Below are 17,998 nucleotides of genomic sequence, written 5' to 3' on the forward strand. Positions count from 1 at the left end.
CACACGGTCCCGCGTGACAGGTCTTGTCATGACGGGTGTGTGGAGACAGGGACGTTCACCGTCCCTGTCTCCACACACCCCTCACTTCCAGTGACGAGCCCCGACCGCCGACAGTTCAGGGGTGTGGGCACGCGCCAGCTCCTCCGGCGTGTACCGCACGCAGTTCCGGTGCCATTCCAGGATTCCGGCCATCCAGTCCTTCAGGTGCTCCGCGTACCTCGTCACCGCCGCGCGGACGTCGTCGTCGAGCCCGAGGTCGTCGCACATCCGCGGCAGGTCCTCGTCGGCGAGCTGCTCGAACTGCTCCAGGCGCGCGTTCATCAGCCGTGCGGTGATGTCGCGGGCCTCGTCCCGGCCCACCGCGAGGAACCGTTCGACGACGTAGACGAGGTTGTGCACCTCGCCCTCGTATTCGATCTCCTTCTGGTACGAGAACAGGTCGTTGGAGAAGGCCGCGTAGTCCTGCGCCGCGGTGTCGAGCTCGAACAGCACGCGATTCTGGCGAAGCTCCGGCGGCACGACGTCGCCGAGTTCGAGGAGCGCGAGACTCTTCGTCAAGTCCGACCCGAACGTCCGCCGCCGCATCTCCACGTAGTCGACCGGGTCGGGGACCCGGTTCTGCGCCCGGTTCGCCACCTCCCAGACCCAGCTCGCGGTCATGCTCTCGATCGCCCGCCGGAACTCGGCACGTGAGTACGGCGGCAGCGGCCCGGCCGTGCGGTCCCACAGATCGACGAGCCCTCGCTCGAGCGCGCCCGACGGCTTCGGCACCGGCTCGCCGTCGAGCGGCATGAACAGGGAAAGCCGGTCACTGCACAGTTTCGCGGCCACCGGATCCCGCTTCGTCCCGAACGCCGCGGGGAAGTAGTCGTCGGCGTAAGTGCCCCAGGTGAGCCAGTCCGTCGACAGTTTCAGCCGTTCGAAGTCCGCGTCCGCGTCGATCATCGCGGCGCAGTACGCCAGGTCGATACCGCGGCACCGGCGCTCGTCCCAGAGCCCGTCGTCGAACATCCCCATCTCCTTCGCCCAGCCCGGCGCGTACTCGCGGGCGGCGGCCAGATGCGGGCTGGTGCGGACGGGGTACGGCATGCGGAACTCCGGCAGCGGCAGGTGTCCCACCTTCGCGAACGGCGCGGGTGCCTGCTGCCGGATCCGGCGGCCCAGCCCCAGCCGGTTCGGGGAGAGCCACGGCGACCCGGCGCTCTCTTTCATGTACCGGCTCGACCGCCGGTGCCATTCGTGACCGCCGGACTGCCAGTCCTGCAGGCCCTTGACATACAGGCCGACCGCGATCTGCTCGGGCAGCGAGACGTCGTGTTCGACCAGCGACGCGGGCACCTCGAAGAGCGCGGTGTTCTCGAACTGCTGCAGCCGCGAGGTCAGCAGGTCGTTGGTGAGTTCGGCGGCGTCCTGCGTCGAGCGGCCGAGGAACTTCTCGAAGACGAGGACGGCGTTGGAGTTCTCCCCCTCTTCGCGCACTTCACGTTGGTAGGAAAAGAGATCGTTGCGAAGGTGGACGGCGTCGGCGAAGGTGTCGCGCAGGACTTCCATCGGCCTGGTCGCCGCGATCCTGTCCGGCACTTCGGCGCCGACGGCGTACTCGATCAGGTTCGCCGACCACGGCGCTCCACCGACCCGTCGGCGCATCTGGATGTATTCGATGGGGTTCGCGATCCGGCCGCGGTCGATGTTGTCCAGTTCCCAGAGCGATTCGACCATCAGGTTGTGCGTGCTGGTGACGAAACGCCGTCGCCAGGCTTCCGACATCGAGGGAATGGTACGCGCCCAAAGGTCCTTGAGCCCGGCTTCGGCCGGATTCCCCGGTTCCGGCGCTGTTTCGCCCGGCCCGGTCATGAACAGTTCCAGGCGGTCCAAATAGGCCTTCGCACCTTCGGTGTTCCGCGTGTACTTGAATTGCGCGAGGAAATCGTCGTCGAAGAAGAACACCCACACGTACCAGTCCGTGACCAGATCGAGGGACGGCCCGTCACAGTCCGGATGGGTGTGCGCGCAGAGCAACGCGTAGTCCATTTTCGCCAGCGCCTGCTCGGTCCACACGACGTCCCCGGACGGTGCGGGCGAATCGAGCATTCCCATCCGCCTCGCCCAGGCCATACTGTGCGCCCGCGCCGCTTCGAGGTGCGGATTCATCCTGGCCGGATACGGCACGTAGAACTCGGGCAAGGTGAAAGCCTGCATCTGCGATTGCCTCCCGTGCCGGTGTCGGATCCGTCCCGACGTTTCCAGCACAGCGCGGTGCCGGGCAACGGCCACCCGAGCGATTCGGCGCACCAAGGAGTGAATCAGCGCCAGAGGGACGCCGAGTCGACATACGGCGCGAGTAATCCGGTCAAGACCGCGTCGCCGTTTCCGTTCAGTTCGTCTTCGGCGATCCGGCGGGCGACACCGACCAGGAAATCGGCGACCTGGACACGGGGATCCGTCCGCGAATCCACGAATTCCAGCCCGGCCAGCCCCGGACTGGCCTCGATCCGGGCGAGCCGTTCGCCCTTGAGCGACGGTTGTTCGTCGTGGACGAGGTAAACCCGCTCCCCGCCCGCGCTCCAATGCTCGACGGCGCGGAGGATCGCGGGCACCAGCGGATCGAGGATCTTGGCGTCACGCGACTCGGCGACCTTCGCCCGCAGTTCCGCGGTGTCGCCTGCCATCGCGAAGAACGACCCCGCCGCCGGATCCCGGCGGTTGCGGGTCCGCAGCACGTCGTTGAACGCGGCGAGGACTTCGTCGTCCGGCGGGACGGCCCGGCCGACGAGGGCACGGAGTTCGTTCGCCAGCAGCAGTTTCTTGTCCACGAGGTACACCTGAGCCCGCCCGTGGACCGGGCCGAGCGGGCCGAGGAACCATTCGAGGACCCGCCGGTGCTTCGTGCGGAGCAGATGGTTGGCCTTGTACTCGACCGCCGGGGAGCGGATCCTGCGCCGCAGTTCCTTCAGGCAGCCCGCGGCCTCTTCGGCGCTCAGCCGGACCCCCGCGTGCGCGAACACGTCGGTCTGCCCGCCGATCAGTTTCTCGCCCTCGGACCCGGACTCGTCGCAAGCGATCTCCAGGGTCACACGCGGATCCTGCCTGATCGCGCGGGCCGCGTCGACCTGGTTACGCGGGCTCTGGCAGCGGCTCACCGGTTTCGAGCAGCGTCTTGAGGCTCGACAGGATCGACGGCCAGCCGCCCTTGACCATCTCCAGCGCGGTGCTGCCCTGGTCGAATCCGTCGTGCACGACGGTCAGCTTCACCGTGTCGCCGACCGGTTCGAGGTCGAAGGTCACTTTCGACCTCGACTCGGACTGGAGCTTCGCCGACACGTCGTCGTCGAGGCCGACCGACTTGCCGAACTCCGGGGTGAAGGTGTGCCACGTGTAGGACAGCCGCCGGTACGGATCCGATTCCAGTACGACCTGTTCGGCGTCTTCCAGTCGCACGCCGAGCTGGTCCCAGGCCATCGTGGACCCCGGCTTCCAGTCCGAAGTGAACTCGCATCCCCAGTACCGCTTGGTGAAGACCGGATCGGTCAGCGCCTGCCAAAGCCGCTCCGGTGTCGTCTTGATGTAGCTGGTGTAGACGAATTCGTCGGTACCCATGGGTTCCTGCTCCAATGCCTTCTTGAGGTCGGTGAGCGCCTCGACCCGGCCCTGGTGGTACCGGTCGATCCAGCGCTCGGCGATCGCGTTGATCGGCTCCGCGTTCACGTAGTGCAGCTTTTCGCGACCACGCCACACCGTGGTCACCAGATTGGCCGCCTCCAGCACGGCCAGATGCTTGCTGACCGACTGCCGCGCCATGTCCAGCCCCGCGCACAGTTCACGCAGGGTCTGGCCGTTGCGGGCGTTCAGATCGTCGAGCAACCGGCGGCGGCTGGCGTCCGCCAGCGCCTTGAACACCTCGTCCATGTCGCTCTCCCCGATATGCAGCCTTCCAGCTGCCTTTCACTTTAGGCAGCCTTGTGGCTGCATGTCAACTCAGGCATCGCCGAGTTCGAGCCCCCACCCGGCTTCGTGCGGGATCCCGCCGCGGGCGGCGGCCTGTTCGGCCAGTCCCGCCACCCGGCCCACCGGAACCGGGATCGCGACGGGCACGGCCGTCTGGAGCGCCGTCGACGGCTGCCACCGGCACGACCAGGCATCGGCCCGCGGCTTCTCGCAAACCGACTGCGGGTAGTACAGCTCGTCCGCCTTGAGGAAGGCGAACACCTGGTACCCGGCGGGTACGGTGCCGGCGACGGATCTGGTGACCGGCGGCACCGCCACCACGAGCCCGGCGGGCGGCGACGGGACCGGCGGAGCGGCCGCCTGCGGAGCGGCCGGTGAACCGCCGACGAGGACGCCGAGCAGGAACACCGCCGTCAGCACCGCGATGGCGGCGACCGCGAGGATCAGGGGCAGGTGCCGGACTCGTTTCGCCCGCTGAGCCAGCCGCGAGGGGGTCTGGGCCCGGTTCGGGTCTTCGTTCACCCACCGGTCGAACACGGCACCGAGGGCGTCCATCGGGTTGCGTTTCTCCACGTCCCGCGCCAACAGCCGGGAGAACCGCCCCGACCGGCCCTGAGCGATGTACGCCTTCGCGTGTTTCAGCGCCACCGCGTCTTCGAGATCCGAAAAGGACTTCCCGTACATGATCTCGAGCAGCCGGGATTCGAGGTCCCGGACGAGGTCGTTTTCGACGAGCGCCGTCAGTGTGTCCACCGTGCGCACATCCAGTTCGTTCCGCACCTCCTGCCGGATGTGCTGCAGCTGGCACGGTGCGCTCAGCCGGTCCAGCTCGGCGCCGAATTCCGCGAGCGACCTGGCCCGCAGCAGCCCGGCGGTTTTTCCGGCCGAGGGTTCCTGGCGGCGGCGCGCGGGTTGAGCAGACGGCCGCGGCTCGGGACCTGTGCTTTCGATTCTCTTCCACGGCACCGGCTTGTCACTCTCCCGGACGGCCATCACCTGTTCGGGTGGCGGCTGTGTCTTGATAAACCTGTCGAGGATCAGGCGCGCTTCGTCCGCGTATACCCCCTCGCCGTCGTCCCGCACCAGATCGACGACGACCCGCTCGACGGTCCCGAGGCCCGAAGGCCGCTTGCTGAGGAAGACCAGATCGGGAAGGCCCACGACGCTCGTGTCGTGGCTGTGTTCGTAGGTCGAGAAGGAACCGAACGGCAGGATCCCGCGGCGGTCGAGACGCTGATCTTCCACGATGGCCCGCAAAGTGGCGATCATCATGAGCCGGAACTCGTCCGGGCAGCCGATGACGCTCAGCGGATCTCCGGGTTTCTCCAGGACACGCGCGAGCACGGTGACGAAGGCGTCCCACCATTCCTGCGCTTTGTCGCGGAGATAACCACGATGGATCCCATAGGATTCCGCCTCGACGAGGAGGTGCGCGTGGCAGGACGCCGAAAGCTCGCCCCCGGACGAACGGTGTTTCCACGCGAAACCCAGCGCGACGGACGCGGTGAGCGCATCCGCGCTGCCGATCAGCGCCTGCGAATCGTTGCGGCCGCTGGAATGCCCGGCTCTCAGGCGATGCAGGAGAGCCGCCGTGCCGTCGTCGAACCGGAAATAGGACCAGGCCGTGTCCGGTACGTCGGCGGTGCCGATCGGGACGATGCGGACGTGGTCGATCAGCCGCGTCTCCCACATCCGCGCTTCGGCATCGGACGCGAACGAATTGTCGCGCATCCGCAACGCGTTCTTCTCCTGCGAGAAGCCGAAACCGGCTTGGTCGACCGAGAACTGGGACCGTGCGCTGGTCATGGCCGACCCACCATTTCCGCCTCCGAACCGGGAATGACCCCGGTCATCGCCAAGATCGAGATCAAGGGTTCGAGGACCCTGACCGGCCGGACGCCCCGAGGGAAGCGTCGTGTCAGGTCATCGCCGACGACGACGTCACCGCCACTCGCCGACACGAAATGCAGTGTGCTGCGCGCGAACGACTCGAACGGCCGAAGCGACGCTCCGGCGCCGACGTGGTGCAGATACGCGTAGACGTCGCGGCTCTCGGCGCGGATCCTCTCCGCGTTCAGCACCTGCTCGTCTCCCCGCCGCAGCCATCGGTCGACGGGTGGCTGGTAACGCAGCCGGTCCGCTTTGGTCACCGCGATCGTCGCGGGCAGCGCACGGGCCCCTTCGATGCCCTGCAGCCGTTCGATGGCCAGGTCGAACGACTTGTTCTCGCTTTCCGCGACCTGGCGCTTGGTGTCCAGCGGGTCTTCGGACGCGTGCACGAAGATCACGGCGTCGGCCCCCACCAAGAACCGCGAAGCCCGGTTGCGGGCTTCGGGGCTTTCGAGGTCTTCGCCCGCCACGTCGAAGAAAGTCACCGGACGCTCTCCGCCCGGCCCCCGGAGCAGCAGGATGTCCGCCGCCTCGATGATGCCGGTATGCGTTCCCGGCAACGCCCCGCCACGTTCGAAGGGTTCGATGTAGGTCTCGCGGAAATGGGCGTGCCTTCGGAAATCCAGCGCCGCGGCGGTGATCCGGTAGGGCCGCAGTCCGCCGGTGTAGGCCTGCCGGATCATCGCGGTGAGGAGATGCGTCTTACCGGACGTCGGAGCCCCGATCAGGCCCACCACCAGCGGATCCGAATAGTCGGCGTAGGTGGCGGGCAGGTAGTGGGGAGTGGTGTCGCCGGAAGGATTCGGGCACGCGCGATAGCCCCGGCGGGTCAGGTCGGCCTGTTTGGCGGCGGGCAACGCCGAGATGTCGACCAGGTCGTAGCGGGCGTGTTCCGCGTCGTACAGGGAGACGACCGGCTCGTCCGGCCAGGCGAACTCGTCCGCGCAGATCGGGCACCGCACCGGCCGGGAATGTTGCTCTGTCACAGAAGTACCACCAATCCGGTGATCACGCAGACGACGACGGCGAGAACGGCCAGCATCAGCAACGCGGACTTCGGCCGGGGAGCGGCCGAAATCGTCGAGGGTCTTCCGGGGGTCCTCCGGCGGTCCGCGCTGATCCGGTCGAAGAGCGACCGCCCCTCCCGCAAGGCGTCGTCAGGGTTCGTGACCGGCGGCGAAGACACGGGGGCGTGCAGCTTCTGCAGCAGATCCGCCGCGTGCGGACGGTGTTCGAGCGGGTTGTCGAAGACGTCGCCCAGCAACACGCGGAGCCGCTCCGGATCGCGGCTGCGGTCCTGGGGCGCGGCGGAGTAGAGCGCGCGGATCAGCCCGCCCGCGGCCCAGAGGTCGTCCCGGACGTCGGCGACGCCCTCGCCCGCGATCTGCTCCGGCGACCGGACCGGCGCCGTGCTCGCGTCCGCCCGCGGTTCCCCTGCCCGCTCGGCCGATTCGAAGTCGACGAGCTGCACCTGGCCTTCGGACCAGCGCACCGCGTCGAGGCTCACCGCGCCGTGCACGACCCCCGCCACCCCGGTGAGGTGCAGGGCACGGAGCACGCCGATCTGGAACTGACGGCGTTCGGCGTCGTCGAACCGCTTGACGGCGGCCGCCGCCGGGTCGCCGAGATAGGCGCGCAGGAGCACGAAGGGTTCGTCCGTGTCCATGTTGTAGGCGACCAGCCGCGCCAGTTCGGCCGGGTAACGGTCGGCGAAGACCTGGGCGAGCCGGGTGCCGGCGCGTACTTCGTTGTCGAGCAACCGATAGAGCCGGGGATGACGGCCGCCGTCGCTCTTCGAGACGAACTTCCGGACGTACAACTGTTCGTTCGCCTTCACGAGCTGCTGGCTCAGCACCGATCCCGGCGAGACGAAGTCACTGCCGTACGACAGGCGGATCTCCCGCAGCCGCCCGCTGACGTCACGGCAGCGGACCGTTTCCTCACTTCTGTCCACTCAGGACACCCCTCCCCATGACTTCCGGACGGACTCGGGCCGCAGCGGTGACAGGCGGAGCGCGCCCACCACCTCGCCGCTTTCGCTCCAGGTGATCCGGGGATCCGCGGTCACCGGACGGGCGGTCCCCTGTTCCGCGAGCACCCGGCGCACTTGAGCCGGCGCGAAGCGGATCAGTTCCGGCTCGTTCACCGTGCGGAGGAACCGGAGCTGGGAGCTGCGGCACAACTGCGTCAGGTCCGCGTCCGCCGCCATCCGCAGCACCGCCGGGGAATCCGCCGATTCCGCCCAGACCCGTGCGGTGAGCGCGTCCCGCGCGCGACGGTCACGGCCGAACTCCGGCGGAGCGAGCAGACCGCGGCGCCGGACATGCGTGTCGTAGCGGTGCAGCAGCCGGTCGAACCCTTTCGACAGCACCCCCGGAGTGACGTCACGCCCGCTTTCCGTGGCGGGCCAAACCGGTTCCAGGGCGGCCATGACCAGGTCGGCGACGTCGCCACGGACGACGTCGTACACCTCGGGCGGCACCGAATGCCGCGGTTCGCGGCCGGGACCGTCCGACGGCCCGGAGAAGAGCAGCTCACCGGACCGTTCCAGTTCCCTGCCGATCTCTTCGAGGCTCGAAGCCACCTCCGTCGCGGCCACGGCGATCGCGGCGTGCCGTCGCATCGGCACCCATTCCCGGCCGACGGCGTTCTCGGCCAGCCCGGTCAGCCGCGCGATCGTCTCCAGCAGGACCGCCGAATCCACCGCCGCCTGCCAGCGTCGTACCGCCGACCGCCAGCCGAAGACGACCACGCACGCGCTGATGGCGACGACGGCGACGCTCAGCGACTGCGCGGCCAAAGGGGAGATGAGCGAGGAAAGGAGAACGGTTTCCGGCGAGAACCGGGTGAACACGCCTGCCACGGCCGCGATCGCGTAAGCCAGCAATGCAGGTGGGAGCGTCGCGTCGAATCCTCGCTCGCCCTCGGGGGTGGGACTGCGGCTCAGCAGCAGCCAGCCCGCCCCGAACCAGGCGGCGGCCAGCAGGCCGCCCGCCACCCAGCCGCCGAGGCCGGGACCGAGCAGCACGGTCAGGGCGAAACAGCTGAAGAAGATCCAGGGAATCGCCGCCAAGGACAACGGCCACCGGCTGAACCGCGGCATGACCAGTACCGGCGCTGGATGTTCGCGGATCTTCTGCAAGGTCGCCGCGCAACCCTGCGGTGCCGCCGACGCGGCGGCCATCCGCAGCTCCCTCGCCAGCCCCGGAAGCGAAACCCCGGCTTCGACACGCCGGTCGACGTGGTCCCGCAAGTCCGTCACGAGTTGCCGCCGGTCCACCTCGACCGGCGCGGGGACGCCCAGATCGAGGACATCGTCGAGCAACGGATACCCGCTCTCGAGATGGCCGTCGACGCGATCGAGTACCTCGACGAGGAACAGGCGGTGGTTCTCGGCCGCCTCGCTCGCCCACGCGAAGTGCTCGCCCAGCCGGGCCGTCGGGCGACGGCTCCCGAAGACCGCCTGTGCCGTGCCCAGCTGAGCGACCAGCGAGCCGGTCAGGCGTACTCGCCGGGCGGCTTCGGCCCCCGCGGCGCGGACCGGATCGGCCAGCTCGGCCCGGTCCGGCGGGCGCTCGCCGCCGATGCTCCGGAGGTCCTTCAGCCCGGCGGGCGACACCGCCGCCTCGCCGGAACCCAGCCGTCGCACCACGGCGTCGCGGGCTTCCGCGAGCTCCTGCGCGTCGGGCCCCACCGGGACCACCCGGACCCCTGGGCTGGTCGCGGGGCCGGTCCGCTCGGCGGCGGCGAGCACCTGGTCGAAGACCTCGGGGACACACAGGGCGGCGATCAGGCTGTCGAGCGAATCCGTCCCGGTGGCCGGTCGCGGTGCCTTGCTGCCGGGCGCCCACTCGACACCACGGGTGTCCCCGGCCCAGAGGATCGCGGCGTACGTCAGCGCCGCCGGGATCTCGAGGACGGCGCCGTCGTGCGGCCCCTCGGCGTTCACGCTCTCGCCGACGGCCACGCAGACGACCCCGGTCACCATTTCCTCACCGGTGAGGGCCAGATAGCTTTCCGCGTGCTCGACGAGCGAGTCCGCGTCGTCGAGCACCACGACCCGCCCCGAGGGTTCGGGTGGGCAGCCGCCCGTGCGCAGGTCGACCAAGGCCACTTCCGTCGTGTTCACCACCGGCCCCTCATTCCCCGAGTCCGGTGGTGATCTCGACCTGCTCGCGCAGATCCACCAGGTTCTTCGTCGTCGCCCCGACCCGCAGTCCCAAGGCGTCGGGCAGGGAACGGGTCCAGAACCGCTGGACGACGGCCAATTGCGGATCGCGCTGGAGCACCCGGTTCTGCTCCGCCTGCTTGACCTTCAGCGATTCGGACTCGGCGAGGTCCACCAGGGTGGTGAACTCCGCCGCCGGTGGCATCGGCGCCCGGCCCGCGTCGTCGGGGACGGAGGACATCAGGCGGGCGGCCAGGCTCCGGCGGGTCGGGTTGTCGTCGGCCAGGATCCAGTTCTCGTACGCCTGCAGGACACTGGCCCACGACGAAAGCGCGCCCAAGGCGCTCAGTTCCAGCTTCATGGCCACGGACTCCCGGCTGCCCAGCTCGACCGTGATGGACGTCGGGCTGGCGGGATCACCGGCCACGACGACCTTCCCGTTCCAGGCCGCGCACAACAGGCGGTGCAGCACATGGGCGCGGTCGTGCTCGCCGATCAGCAGGTAACCCTGGTCCTGGCTCAGGCGGCGACGCCACGGAAGGGTGTCCTGCGGATGCGGCCGGTGCTGGGCCTCCGCCCACAATTTGACGACACGGCGCAGCTCGGGAACCTCCGTGACCCCCATGGAGCTGCGGTTCAGCACGACGATGATGGCGTCCGCCTGGACGGCCCGGAACTCGGGTTCGCCGATCATGTCGGCCGGCAGCGACACCTCCCGGCCCAGGAACCGCTCGATGTCGTCGTTCTCCTGCGCCGCGGGATAGGTGAACAGCGCCTTGAGCGGGGCGTTCCCGTCCGGGGCGAAGCCACCCGGCACCAGTTCGGCCAGCTTCTGCCGGAACCGGTCGAGGTCGGCCTCGGTGAGGCTGTCGTCCCGCCGTCGCACGGCGTTGGCGAGCAGATCCTCCATCCGCGGTACGAGGGCGGGGCGGGTCCGGTCCGACGGCCTCAGCTGTTCGGAAACCACTTCCTTGATCCGCTGCCGGACGTGCGCGACAGCGCCTTCGGGGTCCTGACGGCCCTGGGCGTAGGCCGCGGCCCAGCCGTCCTGGCCGAGCATGAGGTTCAGCAGGTCACCCTCGTGCGCGTTCGGGCCGAGATGCTCGCCGTACTCCTCCTTGAGCCGGTCGAGCACGGACTGGTAGAAGCCCTCCAGACCGTGGTCCTCGGGCGGCAGGAGATACGCGACGCCGACCCTGGGCTTGTAGAGGTCCTTGGACCGCTGGTCGAACGAGCGCGGCTCGCTGCGCGCGTACGTCACGAATCTCTCGTGGACGGCGTCGAACTCCTCGACGAACGCCTGCCACGGCCGGGTCCACATGCGACGGCTGTCGTTCCACGCCGCGTTCCAGATCCGCCGCGTCTGCCACGAGTACCACAGGTCCTGCTGCCGGATGACGGCCTGCACCGGTTCGTCGGCGATCCGCAGCCGCTGGGTCAGCTTCCGCGGCAGGTTCTGCGGCAGGGGCGGAGCGGCGGCGTTGAGCCCTGGTGGCGCCGGGGGCGGTGAGCACCAGTTCTCCAGCAGGAAACGGAATCCGCTGCGGTCGAGCGGGTCGGTCAGGTCGCGGTGGCCGAACACGGTCCGCCGGAGCCGGAACAGGTCCATCTCGCGCAACAGGACCTCGACGGCCTTGGCTGGCATGAAGTTCTGGGCCACCGTCGCGACCGGACCGGCGAGCGTGTCCGGGCCACGCTCGATGTTGCCGCTCATCGCGTTCGCGCGTTCGGTCAGCGCGGCCAGCACCGGCCCGTAACCCACCGGGCTGCCCTGCGGCGGGATGCGCGCCGGGCCGGCGTCGAGGATCCGGTCGAGCCCCGAGGCCGTGACGAACCGGCGGATGTGGGTCCGGTTCGACTCGGCGGCACCGGGCGGGACCAGCAGTTCGTTGACCGCGTTCGCCAGCAGGTGCGCGCTGACGGCTTCGGTGAGTTCCAGCAGCGGAGTGGTGAGCGCGGCGACGGCGCTGGTCGTCACGCCGCGCCTGCCGACCCCGGTCTCCGCGGTGGCGTGGCGGTCCACCTTGCTGTTGATGAACCCGTCGGCGAAGCTCTGGTACGGCCGGTTGGCGCCCTCGTCCTCACCGGCCTGATCCGTCGGGCCCGCCCCGATCAGGGACGTCATCAGCGAGACCATCGACCGGTTGAGGTCGTCGCGGCGGACCCCGCCGACCGGGCGGCCGAAGAGGAACGCGGTCTGGATCGTGTTCGGCAGCAGCTGGACCTGTTCCAGCCGCGGGTACCGGACGGAGACGGCCCCGTGTGTCCCGTGCGCGTCCAGTTCGTCGGGCGATCCCTGCGCGTTCTGGTCGTCGATCAGCCGGAACAGGTCCACCAGCGCGGATCCGGCGTTCAGATCGGCCGGGCGGCCACCGCCCTGTCCGTCGTCGAACGCCGACGGCATGAGGACGAGCGGGTAGATCTCGGCCTGCTTTCCCCCGCGCTGCATCAGATCGCCGATCAGATGGAGGTAGTCGTAGTAGATCCCGCTGCCGGTACCGCCTGCGACCGAGAACACGACGAACACGGTGACGGTGTCCACCCGCTGCGTGCGCTTGCCGCTCACGACGAACAGCTCCCCGGCCGATTCGTTGATGTCGGCCAGCGCCTGCTTGATGCCGAGCAGGGCGGTGTCCGGGTTGCGGCGGATCGTCTCGAACAGCACCCCGCGGCCGACCGCGGGCAGCTGACCGGCGCCGCGGACCAGCGGGCCGATCCGCGGGTCGCTTTCCTTGGCTGGCAACCAGCCGATGGTCTCCTCGTCCGTGTTGATCCGCAGGCTCTGCGCCACGTCGGCGGAGTTCCCGAGGCGCGGCGGCACGAGGTCGGTGATGAGGTGCATGGTCTTCTGCGCGGCGGCGTCGTGCTCACGGCCCGGCACGACCTCCCGGCGCACCCGCTGCAGTTCGTTGGTGCTCAGGTCGGCGTAAACGAACTGGAGGCACGAGGGCAGCTGGTACGGCAGGGCGTTCGGGAGGTCGGCGAGCAGTCGTGTGCCGTCCGGACCGCACAGTTCCTCGCGCAATCTCTTCTCGAGCTCCGCGCCGACCTTGCAGCCGGTCCCGCCGAGCCCGACGAACATCATGGGCTGGTAGATCTTCATCGCGTGTTCCCCTGTCCAACGGGCCGGCATGACCGGCGAAGGTCGGTTCTGTTCATGGATTCGCCTCCGGCGGTTTTCCCTCGTCGCGGACGCGCCGCAACAGCTGGTCGACCTTGGCCAGGGCGTCCACCGCGGCCATGAGGTCTTCGTAGAGGCCGGGATCGCTGCCGTTCGCGCGGTCCGACGTCGCCGCGAACGCCCGCATCCCCAATGCCCTGTGCAGTTCGAGCCCTTTGTCGCCGAGCGACGTGGTGTAGCCCTTGAGCGTTCGCATCGCGATGGCGAGTTCTCCCGCCCATTGCGCGGCAGCGCGGTGCTTCGACGATTCACGCATCAGATACGCGGCCAAGGCGGCCAGCGGGATCGTCGCGGACAGCCGGAGGAGTTCGGTGCCCACCGTGAAGTCGATGCTGAGGAAGTTGAGCACGATGAAGCCCGCGGCGACGGTGGTCAGGAGCGCGACGACGGCCGCACGCAGCCGATCCGCGATCCTCGCTTCCTTTTCTGCGTGCTCGAGGTAGTACTGCCCCACGCCCTTGGCACCGGCGACTCCGGCCGCGTCCTCCGCGGCGGCCTGGGCCTGGCGCGCGCCGTCCAGCGTCCGCTCGGTCTGGTCCAAGAGCCATCTCGCCCGGAGCTGCCGCCGGATCTCGGCCACGGCTTCCGTCGCCGCCGCGCGCTTCGCCGGCTTCTCGTCCTCTCCGACGACCGGGTCGTCCAGCACCGCGGCGAAATGGTCCACAGTGGACTCCGCCCGCTCGCGCAGGTTCCTCGCGTGCTCGTCCAGCTGGGCCACCAGGACGCTTTCCCGCTCCGTCCCCGCTTTTCCGACCGCCAGCAGGCAGCTTCGGAAGTCCTCGAACGACCGTCGCATCGCCGTGATCGAGTCCACGAAGGCCTGGCTCGACCGGACCCGCTCCTCGATCACCTCGCCGACGTCGTCCTTCAGCACGTAGCCGACCACGAATTCGGCGATCAGCCGGGCGTCCTCGATCGCCAGCTGCACGGTCTTGTCCGCGGGCCGGTCCCACTCCGTGTTCACCGAACCGTGGAGTCGCTCGACCTCGGCTCTCAGCTCACGGAACGCGTGTTCGGGCGTCATCGCGCCTCACCGTCCGGTTCGGCCGAGGAACCGTTGCGGCCCTTGACGTACCGGTGCCAGGGAATGCCCGTCTCGCCGTCCGGTTTCCGGACGCCCAGCTTCCACGGCTCGTCGCGCCGACGGCCGAGGCGTACGAGGAACGCCAGCAGAAGCCAATCGACGACGAAGAAACTGAAGAAGGCGCCGAGATAGATCACCAGGAACGAAGTCCCGCGTTCCCGCAGGAACGAGTCCAACGTCGCGCTGGTGGGCTGTTCGTTTCGCGGCGCCGCCGCGGCCAGCGTCCGGTCGATCACGAGAAGCCGTACTCCGGCGGCGTCCTGAGCGGAACGCAGCCGCCCAGCCTCCCCGGTCAGCTCGGTCTTCCTGGCCTCCAGCTGGATCGAAACACCGTCGAAGTCCCTCCTCACGGCGTCCCGGTACTCGACTTTCATGTAGTAGGCGAGACCACGGCCCCGCACCCCGGTTCCGCAAGTGCCGTCGAGTTCGCAAAGCACCTGCTGTTCGGCACGCCGGAGTTCGTCCGAAGTCTCCGTCACCTGTCGCGTGAGCCGCACGGCCTCGGCGTCCGCCTCGGGGTTCGGGGGCTTCTGTTCGAGAAGGGCTTTCAGCTCCGCACGCTCTTCCCGCAACTCGGGTCCGGTGACCGCCGCGGCCTCGGCGGGCGTCCAGGTTCCGCCCGCGATGAACCAGAGCGTCGACGCGGTCGCGACGACGAGACCTTCGATCAGTGAGAGCGCCATCCGCCTGCCGGGGAGCCGTCTCCTGGCCGGGTCCCCGGACGCGGCGATGGCCCACGAGTTGAGGGCGCTCTTGCCCACCATCCAGCCGACCAGGAGAGGCAGGCTCAGGAAGGACGGCAGCCGGAAGCCGTAGAAGACCGTCACCGACGCGGCGGCCGACACGACCAAGGCGAGCACGGATCCGGACGCGGTCAACCAGAACGGGCACGCTTCGCGGTCATTACGCACCTTTCCCGTGGTGTTCGCCCGGCTCGTGGTGAAGGCGTCCCGCAGACTTGCCATTGCTTCGCGCTCCTAGTCGGTCGCGAACGGGTTGCCGGGATCCCGGTACGAGCCGCCCGGAGGCTCGTCGGAGAACGGATCCCCGGCGGAGAAGGGATCTTCACGGCCGGAGCCACCCGCCGCGGACGGAACGGACGTGGGGACACCCGGCGACGGCCGGTCACCGAACGGGTCGGCGTAGGCGCCGTCGTCCCCGCTCGCCGGACGCTCCCCGGCGAAGGGGCTGAAACCGCCGCCCACGGGGGAATTTCCCGCCATCCCCGTCATCCGCTGGTCCACCAGCACGAGCGCGTGCCGGTCACCGAGTTCGTGCCGGTCGCCGGGAGCCAGCGCGACCGGTTCCCCCAGCGGCGGCGTCAACCGGAACTCCGGACCGGCCCGCCGGACGCGGTAGACCTCGGCGTCACCCGGACCGGCCGGTTGCAGCCGTCGCCCCGTGAACTCCTGGTACACCACGAAACCGAACTCCGGCACGTCGCCGTCCGGCGGTTCCAGCGCCGAGATCTCCTCGTCCCCCTTCAGCAACCGCACCTGCAGGCCGCTGACGTGCGCGGCCGAACGCCGGGCACGGAACTTGCCGAAGCCGAAGAGCAGCAGGCCCACCGCCGCGATCCCGAGCACGACCCACAGCCAGAAGAACTTCTCGAGAACGCCGGGCTCCGGCTCGACCTCGATCGCGAACAGCCGCTCGGCGACGGGCGCCCCGCCGGTCAGCACCCGCAGGGTCGCGCCGTTCGGCCCCTCCGGCGTGTCCGGACCGAACCGCAAGGTGAACGGGACCGTCGTGACCCCGACCGGCGCAACCGACGAACCGGGCTCCACGCTGATGGAGGCGCCCTCGGTCGGCGACGCGACCTCCAGTCGCATGGGCACGGGGGCGGCGGAATTGTTGGTCATCGAGACCGTGCCGGTGATCGACCCGCCGGGAGTCACGGTGGCGGTGTTGGAGTCGAACAGGATCTGCGCCCGCACCGGGGCGGCGCCGTTCTGGACACTCGTGGCGAGGACACGGGTGTCACCGCCGATGCCCACCCCGGTCACCGTGCCGGTGAAGGTCAGCGCGCCCGTGGCGTCGGCGGGCACACCGAACTGGCCGCCGAAGGTTCCGTCCCGGTCCGGATCGGACAGCGTGAGCTCGCCGAGCGGCGCGCCGGAAGCACCGGTCACCACCGTTTTGAAGGTGAGCCCCTGCACCGTGGCGGGGTCGGTGACCGCGCGATTCCTGGCCCACACCTGCATGCTGACGTTCACCGGCTGACCGGCGGCGGGCTGCGGCGGATCGACCGTGAGATAGGCCTTGACCACCGCCTGGTACGCCACCGTCGCGGCCACTTCCTGGGCGGGCACGTCGGCGGAGGAAAGCCGGACCGTCCACCGGCCTGGCTCGGGATCCGTGATGCGCAGCGCCTCGGTTTCGGTGTTCTGCCCGGCGAATTCGAAGTGGGAACCACCCGCCGCGGGCGCCGGCGTGGTCTTGCCCGGCGGCAGGTATTCCACCTGCACCCGCGGGTCGCGTTTGTAGACCAGAATCGACGCGTCGCTCGCCACGCCGGGGATTTCGACGTTCAGTTCGACGGACCCGCCCTTCGGCACATTCCCGGTGTCGAGGGGCCCGTATTTCACGCAGCTCGCCGAGCTGAACGCCTCTTGGACCGCGGCCCTCAGTTCGACCGAACTGGGGGTCACCTGTTCGTGGGGATCCGCGACACTCGGCGTGCAGCTTTTTCCCTTGGCGAAGCCCTTCAACGCCGCGCTGTCGACCTTGCCGAATCCCAGCGGCCACACCTGCGCGCCGGCGCGATCGAGTTCTTCCAGAGTCTCCTGGGCTTTCGCCGCTGCAGCACCGTTCCGCCGCGCCGGGGTATCCCCCCAAGCCGGACTGTCAGAAACGTCGAGCTTGCCGTCGGTCAGCAAAAAGACGAGTTTCTTCTCCGTTTTCTCCATCCCCACGAAGCCAAGGGCCTGCTGCAACGCCGCGGCGTGGTCGGTGCCATCGCCTTCACCTGGCGCCCGGCGATGGAGCCCGCCGATGCAGCCCGCGAGCGAATCACGTTGCTGCGCGGTGTCGAGTGTCGTGGGTGGACAGGCCACCCGCACGGCGCTCTGACCAGGCCCATTCGAACTCCCGAAACCGACAACCGAAATGATCGAACCCGGCGCGAGCGCGCTGTACACAATCGTGCGAGCCGCTTCTTTTTCCCGCGCCACATCGGCTTCAGCAAGGCTCCCGGACTCGTCGACGAGCACCACCACCTTGAGCGCGGGCAGCGCCGAATTCCGCTCCTGACCGGCCGCATTTCCGGGCGCCGAGAGACATGACAACGGCAAGAACACAGCCACGGCCAGAAGACACACCCATCGGCGCAATCCGGCTCCCCGCTCCCGCATATCCCACTCCGATTCACACATCCGTGCCACGGTCAACCCCTGAGCAGTGCTGAAGTCGCTCGTCTGCCGGAGCCTGTTACGCCAAATGGTCACGGTCGCGTCTCACTGAGACGGCAACACCGATGACCGCACGGAAATCGTCGAATGTTTGTCAGATAACGGAAAATAGAACGCGAGGACGGCGCGGAGGTCGCGAATGTCGGACGGCGACGTGTCCACACCGGAGGGTTTAGTCCATTATGGACGGACAGCTGTCGACTTCGGACGAGTGGACCGGAGATCAAAAGCGGGATTTTCGACAAACATCGAGAAATATCGAATTGCGACAATCCACGCAGGCCGAACATCCCCATCGCCTGGTCAGGCCAGGTGCTCGC

11 protein-coding genes are annotated in these 17,998 nt (G+C 69.0%); all 11 read right to left on the reverse strand.

The window, feature by feature from the left end:
- Positions 1–81 precede the first annotated feature (81 nt).
- The gene (locus tag AMYAL_RS0114150; protein WP_020631965.1) at positions 82–2,199 is read right to left on the reverse strand and encodes a terpene synthase family protein; all 2,118 of its coding nucleotides are present in this window, start codon (positions 2,197–2,199) and stop codon (positions 82–84) included.
- Between the two features lie 104 nt (positions 2,200–2,303).
- Positions 2,304–3,074, reverse strand: a complete 771-nt coding sequence (locus tag AMYAL_RS0114155; RefSeq protein WP_051137667.1) for a DUF3800 domain-containing protein — start codon at positions 3,072–3,074, stop codon at positions 2,304–2,306.
- A gap of 40 nt (positions 3,075–3,114) precedes the next feature.
- The gene (locus AMYAL_RS0114160; RefSeq protein WP_020631967.1) at positions 3,115–3,906 is read right to left on the reverse strand and encodes an ArsR/SmtB family transcription factor; all 792 of its coding nucleotides are present in this window, start codon (positions 3,904–3,906) and stop codon (positions 3,115–3,117) included.
- Between the two features lie 69 nt (positions 3,907–3,975).
- A complete protein-coding gene (locus AMYAL_RS0114165; RefSeq protein ID WP_020631968.1) occupies positions 3,976–5,751 on the reverse strand; it encodes a hypothetical protein in 1,776 nt (591 codons plus the stop codon).
- Complete coding sequence (locus AMYAL_RS0114170) at positions 5,748–6,821, reverse strand: GTPase domain-containing protein (protein WP_039793969.1); 1,074 nt, start codon at positions 6,819–6,821, stop codon at positions 5,748–5,750. The genes AMYAL_RS0114165 and AMYAL_RS0114170 overlap by 4 nt, the downstream gene beginning before the upstream one ends.
- A complete protein-coding gene (locus tag AMYAL_RS0114175) occupies positions 6,818–7,789 on the reverse strand; it encodes a protein kinase family protein (protein ID WP_026467061.1) in 972 nt (323 codons plus the stop codon). Before AMYAL_RS0114175 ends, AMYAL_RS0114170 begins: the two co-directional genes overlap by 4 nt.
- Complete coding sequence (locus tag AMYAL_RS0114180) at positions 7,790–9,964, reverse strand: hypothetical protein (RefSeq protein ID WP_157358206.1); 2,175 nt, start codon at positions 9,962–9,964, stop codon at positions 7,790–7,792. It lies immediately after the preceding gene.
- A 10-nt stretch (positions 9,965–9,974) separates the two neighbouring features.
- Positions 9,975–13,106 carry a tubulin-like doman-containing protein gene (locus AMYAL_RS0114185; RefSeq protein WP_020631970.1) on the reverse strand — a complete coding sequence of 1,044 codons (3,132 nt, stop codon included), beginning with the start codon at positions 13,104–13,106 and terminating at the stop codon, positions 9,975–9,977.
- 52 nt (positions 13,107–13,158) lie between these two features.
- A complete protein-coding gene (locus AMYAL_RS0114190; RefSeq protein WP_020631971.1) occupies positions 13,159–14,208 on the reverse strand; it encodes a hypothetical protein in 1,050 nt (349 codons plus the stop codon).
- On the reverse strand, positions 14,205–15,233 hold the full coding sequence (locus AMYAL_RS0114195; protein WP_020631972.1) for a hypothetical protein: 1,029 nt from the start codon (positions 15,231–15,233) through the stop codon (positions 14,205–14,207). Before AMYAL_RS0114195 ends, AMYAL_RS0114190 begins: the two co-directional genes overlap by 4 nt.
- 12 nt (positions 15,234–15,245) lie before the next feature.
- Positions 15,246–17,573 (reverse strand): vWA domain-containing protein, encoded by a 2,328-nt coding sequence (locus AMYAL_RS45885; RefSeq protein ID WP_167336149.1) that lies wholly within the window; start codon positions 17,571–17,573, stop codon positions 15,246–15,248.
- Between the last annotated feature and the right edge of the window lie 425 nt (positions 17,574–17,998).

It is taken from the genome of Amycolatopsis alba DSM 44262 (assembly GCF_000384215.1).
Classification (GTDB): Bacteria; Actinomycetota; Actinomycetes; order Mycobacteriales; family Pseudonocardiaceae; genus Amycolatopsis; species Amycolatopsis alba.

Bases quoted from the DNA above. Each gene is read 5' to 3' on its own strand.
- AMYAL_RS0114150 (WP_020631965.1), bottom strand. From the start codon at position 2,199: ATGCAGGCTTTCACCTTGCCCGAGTTCTACGTGCCGTATCCGGCCAGG.
- AMYAL_RS0114160 (WP_020631967.1), bottom strand. From the start codon at position 3,906: ATGGACGAGGTGTTCAAGGCGCTGGCGGACGCCAGCCGCCGCCGGTTG.
- AMYAL_RS0114165 (WP_020631968.1), bottom strand. From the start codon at position 5,751: ATGACCAGCGCACGGTCCCAGTTCTCGGTCGACCAAGCCGGTTTCGGC.
- AMYAL_RS0114185 (WP_020631970.1), bottom strand. From the start codon at position 13,106: ATGAAGATCTACCAGCCCATGATGTTCGTCGGGCTCGGCGGGACCGGC.
- AMYAL_RS0114190 (WP_020631971.1), bottom strand. From the start codon at position 14,208: ATGACGCCCGAACACGCGTTCCGTGAGCTGAGAGCCGAGGTCGAGCGA.
- AMYAL_RS0114195 (WP_020631972.1), bottom strand. From the start codon at position 15,233: ATGGCAAGTCTGCGGGACGCCTTCACCACGAGCCGGGCGAACACCACG.